The 12,226-nt window shown below is 63.4% G+C and carries 9 protein-coding genes; 3 read left to right on the top strand and 6 right to left on the bottom strand.

The annotated features are described in order from the left end of the window. Nucleotides 1-13: 13 nt before the first annotated feature. Genes HMPREF3157_RS08475 through HMPREF3157_RS08485 form a run of 3 tightly spaced genes read right to left on the bottom strand, consistent with a single transcriptional unit; the run spans nt 14 to nt 4,106 of the window. Nucleotides 14-1,108, bottom strand: coding sequence for an alkaline phosphatase family protein (locus HMPREF3157_RS08475; protein ID WP_070436092.1), 1,095 nt, complete (start codon nt 1,106-1,108; stop codon nt 14-16). After that, a complete protein-coding gene (locus tag HMPREF3157_RS08480; RefSeq protein ID WP_016664670.1) occupies nt 1,105-1,662 on the bottom strand; it encodes a DUF5998 family protein in 558 nt (185 codons plus the stop codon). Before HMPREF3157_RS08480 ends, HMPREF3157_RS08475 begins: the two co-directional genes overlap by 4 nt. Continuing rightward, nucleotides 1,659-4,106, bottom strand: coding sequence for a GNAT family N-acetyltransferase (locus HMPREF3157_RS08485; protein WP_070436093.1), 2,448 nt, complete (start codon nt 4,104-4,106; stop codon nt 1,659-1,661). The genes HMPREF3157_RS08480 and HMPREF3157_RS08485 overlap by 4 nt, the downstream gene beginning before the upstream one ends. 62 nt (nt 4,107-4,168) lie before the next feature. Between HMPREF3157_RS08485 and HMPREF3157_RS08490 the strand changes: the two genes are divergently transcribed. Then, nucleotides 4,169-6,631, top strand: a complete 2,463-nt coding sequence (locus HMPREF3157_RS08490; RefSeq protein WP_070436094.1) for a DNA gyrase/topoisomerase IV subunit A — start codon at nt 4,169-4,171, stop codon at nt 6,629-6,631. Then, nucleotides 6,628-7,497: a D-hexose-6-phosphate mutarotase gene (locus tag HMPREF3157_RS08495; protein ID WP_070436095.1), complete on the top strand. Its 870-nt coding sequence runs from the start codon at nt 6,628-6,630 to the stop codon at nt 7,495-7,497. The genes HMPREF3157_RS08490 and HMPREF3157_RS08495 overlap by 4 nt, the downstream gene beginning before the upstream one ends. Nucleotides 7,498-7,500: 3 nt before the next feature. On the opposite strand, the gene HMPREF3157_RS08500 is transcribed toward HMPREF3157_RS08495, so the two are convergent. After that, the gene (locus HMPREF3157_RS08500) at nt 7,501-9,618 is read right to left on the bottom strand and encodes a DNA gyrase/topoisomerase IV subunit B (protein WP_070436096.1); all 2,118 of its coding nucleotides are present in this window, start codon (nt 9,616-9,618) and stop codon (nt 7,501-7,503) included. A gap of 150 nt (nt 9,619-9,768) precedes the next feature. Between HMPREF3157_RS08500 and HMPREF3157_RS08505 the strand changes: the two genes are divergently transcribed. Further along, nucleotides 9,769-9,969 (top strand): DUF7455 domain-containing protein, encoded by a 201-nt coding sequence (locus HMPREF3157_RS08505; protein ID WP_070436097.1) that lies wholly within the window; start codon nt 9,769-9,771, stop codon nt 9,967-9,969. 90 nt (nt 9,970-10,059) lie between these two features. Here the strand turns inward: HMPREF3157_RS08505 and HMPREF3157_RS08510 are convergent, their stop codons facing one another. Next, on the bottom strand, nt 10,060-11,583 hold the full coding sequence (locus tag HMPREF3157_RS08510; protein ID WP_168161704.1) for an RNA polymerase sigma factor: 1,524 nt from the start codon (nt 11,581-11,583) through the stop codon (nt 10,060-10,062). Nucleotides 11,584-11,710: 127 nt separating this feature from the next. Next, a complete protein-coding gene (locus HMPREF3157_RS08515; RefSeq protein ID WP_070436098.1) occupies nt 11,711-12,136 on the bottom strand; it encodes a universal stress protein in 426 nt (141 codons plus the stop codon). Between the last annotated feature and the right edge of the window lie 90 nt (nt 12,137-12,226).

A 12,226-nucleotide genomic window follows, 5' to 3' on the forward strand; every position in this document is an offset into this window, starting at 1 on the left:
CTCAAGACGCCACTCACACCTCGATTTGAAGGAACGGCACGAAAAGTTCGGCCTCGCTCAGCGAGCCGTGCACGCCGCGCTGCTCGAGAGAGGCCGCTGACACGAAGCCGGTGTGAGTGAATTGGTGGTGTCCCCGCGCAAAGATGAGGGCATCTCCGAGGCGTTCGTGCACCACCCGCGAATCGGCGAAACCCGGGTCGCCGAGCAGACCGCTCGAAAGCATCTGTTCGGCGTCGAGAACGAGGCCCCGCTCCCCTACCCAGTCGCGAAGATCGGCGAGGGGTGGGCTACCGTCGGAACTGTTGAACCGAACCATGAGTGCGCGCCCCTCCCCCGCGACGCCCGTGCACCGCGAAAGCGGAGCGGGCGCCTGGGCGAGATCGGCAATGTGGTCAAAGTTGGCGGGGATCATGCCGTGATCAGCGGTGATACTCACCCGGGTCCGTGGAGGAAGCGCACGCATGAGCGTGCCGAGGAACCTATCCGTATCCTCGAGAGCGTCGAGCCACGCGGTTGAGCCTGGCCCATAGCGATGCCCAGCCTTGTCGATTTCAGGAGCGTGAAGATAGCACGCACCGTTATCGCCCACGTGAGCGAGTGCCTTTCGCAGGGCACCGATCCGGCCTCCGGGTGAGGAGTAGCCGAAGAAGTCCCAGTGTTCGGCGGGCTGGAGCATTCCCGTGAGGAAGCTCGTGCGGTAGCGTGCGGGCCCCACGTGCGCGACCCGCCGCTGCTGGCGCTGCTCGGAAATATCCACGCGAATCCACTCGCGCGGCCCAAGGTCCTTAGCACCCGTAAGATTGTTGACTCGGGAGCCGCTCGCCGTAAGCCCTTCATAGCCGAGGATGCCGTGGCTGAGCGGCGCGAGCCCCGTGAAGAGTGAGGCGAGCACGCTCGTCGTGGTCGCGGGCGCGATGGTCGTCTCTCGTTCGATCTCCCTCGCGTGGGCACGGAAAAACCGAGCGTGTGCCCTCGCACGCTCAAGCGCCTCAAAGCCTAGGCCGTCGACGAGGATCAAGAGGTCGCGCCCTGAACCGTCCTCGAGCGCGTCACGCCACTTTCGCACGAGGCGGGGCGTGCCCTCGCGCCAATCGACGGGGGCGGTCATTGCGTAGCGTCGTAGAGAGAATCGAAAAACGCGAGTGCGTCGGCGATGGCCTGCTCGCCGTCGGCGAGTGCGCTCACCCTCAGCACGAGGTCGGCCTCGCGACTCTCACCCGTGTAGCCGTGGTCGGCGCTGCATTGGGGGTCATCGCACCATGCGGGCTGCACATCGAGCCTGCGGTTCGCGCCCCAACTGAGGCCGAGCGTCACCTCTGCTTCGCGCGGTGCGATCGCGGTTCCGTCAGTGTCGTACGCCTGGGCAAGCGCGAGATTGCCCACGCGAGCAAGTTTCACGCGTTCGGTCGACACAATGACCTGGGTGGGATTGAGTGCATCCGCGCTCTCATCGTCGAGATGCACGATGAGCAAATGGTCGTCCGTGAGCGCGAGGATCGTGAGGTGACGTCGCACTTCCGGCCCGTCGAATGTGGTCTCGGGCCTCACGAGATAGCTGCGGATTCGGGCATCGCGCACCGCACGCTCAAGAGCGGCGCGGGCCGTGTCGGGAAAATATCCGGCAAGCTCAAGTTCCGTGAGAAGTGTCGGTGGAAGGCTCATGGTTCCAGTGTAGTGAGGTCAGGCGTGCTCAGGTGGCGTGGTCCGACGGTTGCCTCGCATCCGCTGATCTCTATCCCACGGGCATTCACTCGCACTGGGCTCAGAGTGAGCGACGTGAGGTCTTCAAGCTCGAGGAATGCAGAAGCGAGAGTATCGATGGCGCTCGTGAGAAGCGCGCGGCCATGCGAACCACGTGGAGCGGCGGCATCAAGCACGCTCACCGCGACAAGTTCCTCGAGCATGGCCTCCGCTGTGCCGCCGTGAAGCGGTAAGCGCGCATAGGACGCATCGCCAAAGACCTCGTAGGCGATTCCGGTGAGTGCGAGAGAGAGGATCGGTCCGAGGGCTTCATCCCGGTCGAGCCGAATACGAAGCTCGCACTCGTGCTCGCGAGCCCTGCGCACATCGTTATACGGGAGGTTGAGAGCGCTGAGGAGGGCTCGTGGAAATTGGGATGACGCAAGGGCCGTGCGCGCGTCATCGAGTTGAGCGGCGGTCAGGGTTCGAGGAGCGTGCGCAGAGGGGCGCCTGTGTGCACGCGTGTGCGCAGCCCGCAGCGACGTGGCCAGAGCCTCGCTTGCACGGGATGCAGTGGCGAATACCGGCGGCAGGTTCGGGTTTTCGCGAAGCGCGGACCTGAGCACGCGAACGCGGGGCTCATCGCTCACGACGACCATGAGCACCTGGACGGCGGAGCCGGAGGCGAGGGTCGCGAGAGCCTCGGCGAGATGGATGAGATCCACGCGCTGAGTGTCCAGAATCGCGGCGATAACGCAGTCCACTCCCCCGGGCGCGGCCATCGCCGTGAAGGCGCGCGAAACGAACCGGTCGTCGCCGACGATCGGCACGCGGAAGTTCTCACTTCGCACGTCGAGTCCAGCCTCGTGCGCGGCGGCGCGCAAGGTCGCACCAAGCGCACTCGAATTCGAGAGAAGGCCCACGCGAGTGCCGTGCGCGCGCCCCTCGCGGGATAGCAGAGCAAGGGTATCGAGGAGGTGGTCGACACTCTGGGTGCGCAAGGCTCCGGCACGGTCGAGGATCTGATTAATCGCGTCATCGGGAAGCGTCGAGGACTGACGCGCGGTGTCGGCGGGCCCTCGCTCAGGTTCGTTCGGCGGGCGCACGATGAGCACGGGCACGCGCGCCGAAAGGGCCTCTATGTGGGAGATGAGGCGCGCTGGGTCGCCGAGGGACTCGAGCGAGAGTGCGACGAGCTCGATGTCCTCATCCTCGCGCCAGCGTTCAAGAGCGTCCGTCAGGGATAGGTCTGCGCGATTTCCCGCGGAAAGAAATTCCTTCACCCGCAAGCCACGTGAATCAGCCCCCGCGAGGATCATCGCGCTGAGCGCCGTTGACTGCCCCGCCATCGCGATCGTTCCACGTTCCGAGGTTCGTGGAGACAAAGATACGTTGAGGGGGTTCTCCCCCGTTCTAAAGAAGCCGAGGGACGAGGGGCCCAGAATGCGGATTCCGTGCTTTCGAGCAGCGTGCACGAGCGCTTCTTGCGCGGCATAGCCTTCATCGCCCGCGTCGGCAAAACCTGCGCTCACCACGACCGCTGCCTTCACGCCGCGGTCCGCGAGATCATCTATGGCCGAGATACAACGGTCGGGCCGGAGGGCGAGGACAGCGAGGTCGACGGGGCCTGGCACATCGGCGATGCTTCCAAAACTCTTCAACCCGTTGATCTCGTAAGCCTCGGGATTCACGGGGAAAATAGTGCCGTTGAAACCGCTTGCGATAAGCCCGCGAATGATCTGCGCCCCTACTTGGTCGCGCCGTCGACTTGCCCCAACGACCATGATCGACGTCGCGTCAAACAACAGCGACATGGATGCGGCCTCGGCTCGACGTACGCGATCGCGGCGCGCCTCATCGGTGGCAGCCGTCGGAACCGCGCTCCATGAAAGGGCCACGGCCCCTTCTTCCGCCTCGCCACGCTCGAGAGCGAAACCCAAACGCTCGAGGACGCGGAACATCGCGTCGTTGTCAGCGAGGACATCTGCGGTGAAGGTCTCGACCCCAACCGAACGTGCGAGTTCGGTGAGGCGCTCGAGAAGTACTGTACCAAATCCCTGCCCCTGGAGATGGTCGGCCACGACGCACGCGAGGTCCGCAACCGTGGGAGCGGTCCGGGTGAAACGCGCGACGCCGACGATCTGTTCCCCCCGGAACGCACCGAGGGCGATGCGATCACGTCCATCGACGCGCGTGAGCCGCTTGAGCTCATCGCGGCTAAGCGACTGCTTCGACGTGAAAAACCGCTGATACCGCGTTCGCTGAGATAAAACGCCGTAAAAGGCCTCGAGTGCACGGGCATCCGCGGGCGTGAGAGGCCGAACGAGGATGCCCATGCCGTTTGCCGCGCATTCGTAGGAGGACCACCACTCGGGGTAGAGCCCACCGTGTGCGCGCCCTTTCGCACTTCGCCTTCCTCGTGCCATGTGACAATTCTACGTTCGCCGCCTGCGCCGTATGTGGGATTGACGCTGGCACAATGGTTTGCATGGCCTCACGTACCTCTACGCCCGCCCCGGAGCCGATCAAGGAAAACATCGTCGACATCGACGTCACGAGCGAGATGGAGACGTCCTTCCTTGAGTACGCGTATTCGGTGATCTACTCCCGCGCGCTCCCCGACGCCCGCGATGGCCTCAAGCCTGTTCAGCGCAGGATTCTCTACACGATGGACAACATGGGCCTTCGCCCCGATAAGGGGCACGTGAAGAGCCAGCGTGTGGTCGGCGATGTGATGGGTAAGCTCCACCCGCACGGTGACTCCGCGATCTACGACGCACTCGTGAGGCTCGCGCAAGACTTCAACATGCGCCTGCCCCTCGTGGATGGCCACGGCAACTTTGGCTCGCTCGACAACGGCCCCGCGGCCGCCCGCTACACCGAGGCGCGCATGGCTAAGGCCGCGCTCCTGATGACGGCCTCGCTCGACGAGGACGTCGTCACCATGGTGCCGAACTACGACAATCAGCTTCTCCAGCCGGAAGTCCTGCCCGCCCAATACCCGAACCTCCTCGTCAACGGCGCCGCGGGTATCGCGGTGGGCATGGCCACCAACATGGCGCCCCACAACCTCGTCGAGGTCATCGCGGCTGCGCGTCACCTCCTCGACAATCCAGAGGCCTCGCTCGAGGACCTTATGCGCTTCGTTCCCGGCCCCGATCTTCCAAGCGGTGGCCGCATCGTAGGGCTCGACGGTATCCGTGACGCCTACGAGACCGGCCGCGGAACTTTCAAGATGCGCGCGACCACCAAAGTCGAGAATGTCACGAGCCGCAAGAAGGCGATCGTCGTGACCGAACTGCCCTACCAGATCGGCCCGGAGAAAATCGCCGAAAAGCTCCGCGATGCAGTGCAGGCCAAGAAGGTCCAGGGCATTAGCGACTACCAGGACCTCTCCGACCGCAAGAACGGAATGCGGCTCGTGCTCACCCTCAAGAGCGGCTTCAATCCCGAGGCAGTCCTCCAGCAGCTGTACAAGCACACCCCCATGGAGGATTCCTTCGGCATTAACAATGTCGCGCTCGTGAACGGGCAACCCCGCACGCTCGGCCTCAAACCGCTCTTGCGCGTCTTCCTCGATCACCGCATCGACGTCGTGCGTCGCCGCACTGAGTTCCGTCTCGGCAAGCGGCGCGATCGTCTCCACCTCGTTGAGGGCCTCCTCATCGCGATCGTCGACATCGACGAGGTCATTCAGATCATTCGCTCCTCGGACACGGTCGAGAGTGCGCGCGAGCGCCTCATGGCCGTCTTCGACCTTTCGAGTGCACAGGCCGAATACATTCTCGAACTGCGTCTTCGCCGACTCACAAAGTTCTCGCGGCTCGAGCTCGAGTCAGAGCGCGACGAACTCGAACGCGAGATCGCAGAGCTGCTGGAAATTCTCTCCGAGGAGGCTGCGCTCCACCGCGTTGTGAGCGCAGAGCTTCAGGCCGTCGCCGAAGAGCATGGAACGCCGCGCCGAACGATCCTCCTCGAGGCCGATGCCGCGAAGGCCAAAGCCACGCCCGCGAGCCTCGAGATCGAAGACGCGCCGTGCGATGTCCTCCTGTCCGGAACCGGACTCGTTGCCAGGGTCCCGCGCATCGACGCCGTAAATGCCGATGCGCACACGCGCTCGCAACACGATGTCATCCGTGCACGCGTGAGCACAACGACACGCTCCGTGATTGGCGCCGTCACCGACCTCGGTCGTCTCCTCCACGTCGATGTCGTCGACCTTCCTGCGCTCGCACCTTCGGCTGGATCCTCGTCGATCGCGGGCGGAACACGCTTGACCGACCTCCTCTCGCTCGAGAAAGGTGAAACGGTCGTGGGCCTCGTGCGGCTCGACCTTCCCGAAGGTGAAACCGACAAAGGCGGCATCGCGCTCGGTACCGCGAACGGCGTCGTCAAGCGCGTCAACAGAGACTTCCCGAAGTCGGACGGTTTCGACATCTTGACGCTCAAGGGTGACGACCGTGTCGTGGGCGTCGTCGACATGCGCGACGATGCCGACATGGATCTGGTCTTTATCACCGCCCACGCTCACCTCCTCCACTTCCCCGCCTCGGGCGTGCGTCCCCAGGGACGCAGCGGCTCGGGCGTCGCCGGTATCAAGCTCGGCGAGGGCGACGCGGTCATCGGATTCGGCGCCTTCGATGTCACGAAACCCGGCGAAGTCGTGACCGTCGCGGGCTCCTCGAGCGCACTCGACGGAGTCCAATCAGGCTCGCTCAAGGTTTCCGCCGCCTCGGAATACCCGGCGAAGGGACGAGCGACAGGTGGCGTTCGCTGCCATCGCTTCCTGCGCGGCGAAGACGTGCTGATCTCCGCATGGATCGTCAATTCGCCCGCACTCGCATGTTCGGATGCCGGCGCTCCCATCGACCTTCCTTCGCCGATCGCCAGGCGAGACGGATCCGGCTCGCCCCTCACGCTCCCGATCGCCTCGGTAGGCTCCCTGTCATGACGCCACTAACCATTCCCGACGGCGTGACGCTCAGCGAGCGCGAGGGCGCCACCGTACTGAGCGCCCGCACTCACGCATGCGCCCTCGATCTCTCGCTGTCCGGCGGCCACGTGACGAGCTGGATCCCGAACGGTCATGACGAGACCCTGTGTCTCTCGCCCCTTGCGACGTTCACTCCCGGGCATCACATCCGCGGCGGAGTCCCGCTCATAGGCCCGTGGTTTGGCCGCGGAAACTCGGGCACCGAAGAGCCACAACACGGATGGTTCCGGCGTGCCCAGTGGAAGCTTGCAAGCGTTGAGGTCACCCCCGACGGCACCATCAACGTCTCCCTCGACCTCGCTGAGATCCGCAACTATCTCGGGTTCGAAGTAGAAGCGGCCAGGCTGCACGTCCGTGCGGGCGCGACACTCGAGCTCAGCCTGGACGTCACCGCAGGCGGCACACCCCTCGACCTTGAGGCGGCGTTCCACACGTATTTCCTCGTGAGCGACGTGCGCGAGGCAACCGTCGGAGGCCTCGAGAACGTTCCCTACACCGATGCTGCCCGCTCTCGCACCGCGGGCCTAGGCCCCTCGGTCCTCCGCTTCTGCGCCCCCACCGACCTGGTCTTCGAAGCAGCACCGCCGCTCGTGTTGACCGACCCCGGTGCCGCGCGTCGGATGGTCATCGACCAGCACGGCGCAAGCCGCACGGTCGTGTGGACGCCTTGGCAGGCGGACGTCGCCGCCACCGCCGACATTCCCGACAGCGAATGGACGCGATTCGTGTGCGTCGAAACTGCGGTGAGCGAAGGCGGAACTGTGCATCTCGCCCCAGGAACGACGCACACTCTCACGGCGCGCTATACCCTCGAGCACAACTGAGCTCTAGGCGTCGATCCTCTCGACGTCGAGTTCTTCCGCGCCTTCGACGATGAACTGCTTGCGAGGGGCGACCTCGGAGCCCATGAGGAGCTCGAACACGCGATCGGCCGATTCGGCATCCTGAATCGTCACGCGACGAAGCAGGCGCTGCGACGGGTCCATGGTCGTGTCCGCGAGCTGGTCGGCGTCCATTTCACCAAGGCCCTTGTAGCGCTGAATAGGCTCCTTGTACCGCTTCTTCGAACGCTCGAGCTTCTTGAGAAGCTGTTGCAGTTCCTTCTCGGAGTACGTGTACACGTATTCGTTCTTTTTCGAACCGCCGTGAATGATCTCGACGCGGTGCAGAGGGGGCACTGCCGCGTAGATGCGGCCTTGCTCGATGAGCGGGCGCATGTAGCGGTGGAAAAGCGTGAGCAGGAGGGTGCGAATATGGGCGCCGTCGACGTCGGCGTCGGTCATCATGACGATTTTGCCGTAGCGCGCCTGCTCAATATCGAATGTGCGCCCAGAGCCGGCCCCAATCACCTGGATGATATTGGCGCATTCGGCGTTCTTGAGCATGTCCGTAATCGAGGCTTTTTGAACGTTGAGGATCTTGCCGCGGATCGGCAGGAGCGCCTGAAATTCCGAGTCGCGTGCGCTTTTCGCGGTGCCGAGTGCCGAGTCACCCTCGACGATGAACAGCTCGGAGCGGTCGATCCCGGTGTGGCGGCAGTCGGCGAGCTTCGTGGGCATGGTCGAGGATTCGAGCGCGTTCTTGCGGCGCGAAACTTCCTTGTGCATGCGTGCGGCCACGCGCGCCCGCATCTCGCTCACGACCTTGTCCACAACGAGCGCCGCCTGCTCTTTTTCGCCCTTCTTGGTCGATGCGAGGAATGCGCCGAGTTCACGCTCGACGACTTTCGCGACGATCTGACGCGCGGCGGGGGTCCCGAGGACTTCTTTCGTTTGGCCCTCGAACTGTGGTTCATCGATACGGACGGTGACCACCGCGGTGAGGCCCGCGAGGGTGTCGTCCTTTTCGATCTTTTCTTTCTTCGCGTTGAATTTCACGCGGCGCGATTGCGCATCGACGGCCTTACGGACGACCTTGACGAGCGCCTGCTCAAAGCCGGTGACGTGGGTTCCGCCCTTGGGCGTTGCGACAATGTTGACGAAACTCCGAACGGTCGTGTCGTAATCCGCACCCCACCGCAAAGCGATATCGACTTCGCACGTACGGCTCACGTCCTTGGAGACCATGTGGCCGCTCTTATCGAGAACCGGCACGGTTTCCGTGTAGTCGCCCGATCCCGTCAGCCGAATCACGTCGGTGATTTTCTGGTCCTTCGCGAGATAGTCGACAAATTCGGAGATACCGCCCGCGTAGTGGAAGACGGTGCGCTCGCTCTGTTCGGGGGTGCGCTCTTCGCGCCTATCGAGAAGAACGATTGTGAGCCCTGGGACGAGGAACGCCGTTTGGCGGGCGCGGCGCTGAATCTCGTCGAGGACGACGTGGGCTCCTTTGATAAAGATCTGCGAATCGACCCAGTAGCGCACGCGCGTGCCAGTGACGCCTCGCTTGACCTTGCCGATCTCGCGCAATTCACCTGCGCCTGTGAACTTCGTAAACGGCGAGGCAGGATCGGGCGCGCCCTGATCGTCAAAAGTGCCCGCGATGCCTCGCTGGAAACTCATGGCGTAGGTTTTGCCGCCTCGGTCAACCTCGACGTCCATGCGAGAACTCAGCGCGTTGACGACCGATGCACCGACGCCGTGGAGGCCGCCCGAATTCGAGTATGAACCGCCGCCGAACTTCCCACCCGCGTGCAGCTTGGTGTAAACGACTTCGACGCCCGTGAGCCCCGTGCGCGGCTCCTTGTCGATCGGGACGCCTCGCGCTTTGTCCTGAACTTCGATCGAGCCGTCGGGGTGGAGGATGATCGTGATCTCGTCGCCAAAACCGCCGAGGGCCTCGTCAACCGCGTTATCAAGAATCTCCCACAGGCAGTGCATAAGGCCGCGCGAATCCGTCGAGCCGATGTACATACCTGGGCGTTTACGTACGGCTTCGAGGCCTTCGAGGACTTGAAGGTTCGCTGCATCGTAGGCTGCCGTCTGGGAGTTTGTCTTTTGTGCCACGCCCCGATCTTAGGCGGGAACGCCCCTGTTTCGGTGGATTTTTGGGCCCGACGATTGCCCCGCGTTAGGCGTACCACAGGCGATTGCGCTGCGAGCGAACCGGGATCGTTACTGCTCGCTTCGAGGGCGCGTCAAGGCGAGAATGGGGGCATGGAAACGATGCTTGAAGAACGCACTTTGACCGCGCACGATCGCTGCGATCGCTGCGGCGCGCAGGCTTACGTGAAGTTCGAACTTGAGGTGGGCGGCGAGCTTCTGTTTTGCGCCCACCACGCGCGCGCAAACGCCGAGGCGCTCGAGGGAATCGCCCCTCGCGTTGTCGACGAAACCGAGCGCTTGAGCGCCGAATAGGGCGCAGTGACTGCGGGAAGCCCAAAAGCCCTTAGAAAAGAACAGTGGCCGCACCACACGGTGCGGCCACTGTTCTTCTCTTGACTCGACTTAATCGAGGTAATCGCGAAGGACCTGCGAGCGCGACGGGTGCCGGAGCTTGCTCATGGTCTTCGACTCGATCTGGCGGATACGCTCGCGCGTCACTCCGTAGACCTTGCCGATTTCATCGAGGGTCTTGGGCTGGCCGTCCTCGAGGCCGAAACGCATCGCGACCACACCGGATTCGCGCTCGCTGAGCGTATCGAGTACGGAGTGAAGCTGTTCCTGCAAAAGCGTGAAGCTCACGGCATCTGCGGGCACAACGGCTTCGGAGTCTTCGATGAGGTCACCGAACTCGCTGTCGCCATCCTCGCCAAGCGGGGTGTGCAGCGAGATGGGCTCGCGGCCGTATTTCTGGACCTCGACGACCTTTTCGGGGGTCATATCGAGTTCCTTCGCGAGTTCTTCTGGAAGCGGCTCGCGGCCGAGATCCTGGAGCATCTGGCGCTGAACGCGTGCGAGTTTATTGATGACCTCGACCATGTGAACCGGGATGCGGATCGTGCGGGCCTGGTCTGCCATCGCACGTGTGATCGCCTGACGAATCCACCAGGTCGCGTAGGTCGAGAACTTGTAGCCCTTCGCGTAGTCGAACTTCTCTACGGCGCGAATGAGACCGAGGTTGCCTTCCTGAATGAGGTCAAGGAAGAGCATGCCGCGGCCCGTATACCGCTTTGCCAGCGACACGACGAGTCGGAGGTTTGCCTCGAGCAGGTGGTCCTTAGCTGCCTTGCCGTCAGCAACGATAAGTTCGAGGTCGCGGCCCTCGATGCTCTTCTTGAGCGATGGATCTTGCTTAAGCTTGTGCTCGGCATAGAGCCCGGCCTCGATGCGTTCGGCGAGCTCAACCTCCTGGACGGCATTGAGCAGCGCGACCTTGCCGATTTGCTTGAGGTAGTCCTTCACCGGGTCGGCAGTGGCGCCGGCGGTCACAACCTGCTGAGCCGGCGAATCATCATCGTCGTTCGTGAGCGCGAAGCCCTTGCTCGGATCGTCGTCGTCGGCGGAGTCAGTGTCGTCTGCGCCGCTGGAGCCTTCCGCAGCGGAATCTTCTTTCTTGGTGCCGCGTTTGCCGGCCTTCTTCGCCGACGTGCGCTTGGCAGCCCTCTTGCGTGAGGCCTTCGATTCTGTTTCTTCGGAGCCGTCCTTTTCACGAGGAGCGTCTTGCTCGGCCGTCTCCGCTTCGGGCTCGCTATGCGCACTCGGGGCAGTCTTCTTCGAGGTGTCCTTTTTCGACGCAGCTTTCTTGCCGCTCTTCGGGGCCTCGGCGGAATCAGCGGCATCGCCCTTACTCGCGCCGCTGCTCTTCGAGGCTGCCTTCTTCTTGCGGGAGTCGCTCGGGCGGTCGAGGATCTCGATCCCGGCCTCCTCGAGCTTGTTGGAGAGCGATGCAACCTTGTACGGGGAGATACCGAGGGACTTGGCGGAGGCCTTGAGCGCCTCGTAGCTCACCGAAGTCGCTCCATCGAGAGCCGACGCGAGGGCCTCGATGTTCTTCGTGACTTCTTCTTTCTTAGACGTGCTCGTCGACACAGGCTTCCTTCAGTTGGGATCCGAGGGTGGTGTGCGGGCTCAGCTCTCGCACCGTGTGGCGGCGGGCGAATCGCGCACGAACCGTACAATTATAACGGCCCGATATTCGGATCTATTCCAGGCGCACCTAGTCTTTTGTCACGAGAACGGGGCACGGCGCCTCGAGTAGGAGACGTTTCACGGTTTGACCGAGCATGAGTCTGCCTACGGGGGCGCTGTGCCGAAGGCCAATGACGATGACGCTCGCGTTCTCCTCGCGCGCAACCCGCAGAAGAAAATCACCGATGTCTCTGCTGCTTTCAGCTCCCGCCTCACGCACGCGCACCTTGAGAGTTTCGAGGTAGGCGCGCTCGTCGTGGCTCATGCGTGCAGACACGCGGTTGATCGCTTCCTGGACTTCCTCGGCGTTCGCGCAGCACGCACCTTCGAAAGGATCCGCGTACGGGAACGAGGCCACGAGGAGCTCGCGGTCAGTGACGGCCACGTCGCGGATCGCAGCCTCGAGCGCGGCATCTCCCTGAGACGTCGGGGCATAGGCGGCGACGACAACCATGGCGATCCTTTCTACAGACAGCGCGCTCGAGTAGTGAGCACGCGGGGGAAGCTCAATGATCGTGCGGACCAAGTCTACTGAGTTTCGGCC

It is taken from the genome of Dermabacter sp. HMSC06F07 (assembly GCF_001807345.1).
In the GTDB taxonomy this organism is placed as follows: Bacteria; Actinomycetota; Actinomycetes; order Actinomycetales; family Dermabacteraceae; genus Dermabacter; species Dermabacter hominis.

Coding starts and splice junctions, on each gene's coding strand:
- HMPREF3157_RS08505 (WP_070436097.1), top strand. CDS start 9,769: ATGGAAACGATGCTTGAAGAACGCACTTTGACCGCGCACGATCGCTGC.
- HMPREF3157_RS08475 (WP_070436092.1), bottom strand. CDS start 1,108: ATGACCGCCCCCGTCGATTGGCGCGAGGGCACGCCCCGCCTCGTGCGA.
- HMPREF3157_RS08515 (WP_070436098.1), bottom strand. CDS start 12,136: ATGGTTGTCGTCGCCGCCTATGCCCCGACGTCTCAGGGAGATGCCGCG.
- HMPREF3157_RS08495 (WP_070436095.1), top strand. CDS start 6,628: ATGACGCCACTAACCATTCCCGACGGCGTGACGCTCAGCGAGCGCGAG.
- HMPREF3157_RS08490 (WP_070436094.1), top strand. CDS start 4,169: ATGGCCTCACGTACCTCTACGCCCGCCCCGGAGCCGATCAAGGAAAAC.
- HMPREF3157_RS08480 (WP_016664670.1), bottom strand. CDS start 1,662: ATGAGCCTTCCACCGACACTTCTCACGGAACTTGAGCTTGCCGGATAT.
- HMPREF3157_RS08485 (WP_070436093.1), bottom strand. CDS start 4,106: ATGGCACGAGGAAGGCGAAGTGCGAAAGGGCGCGCACACGGTGGGCTC.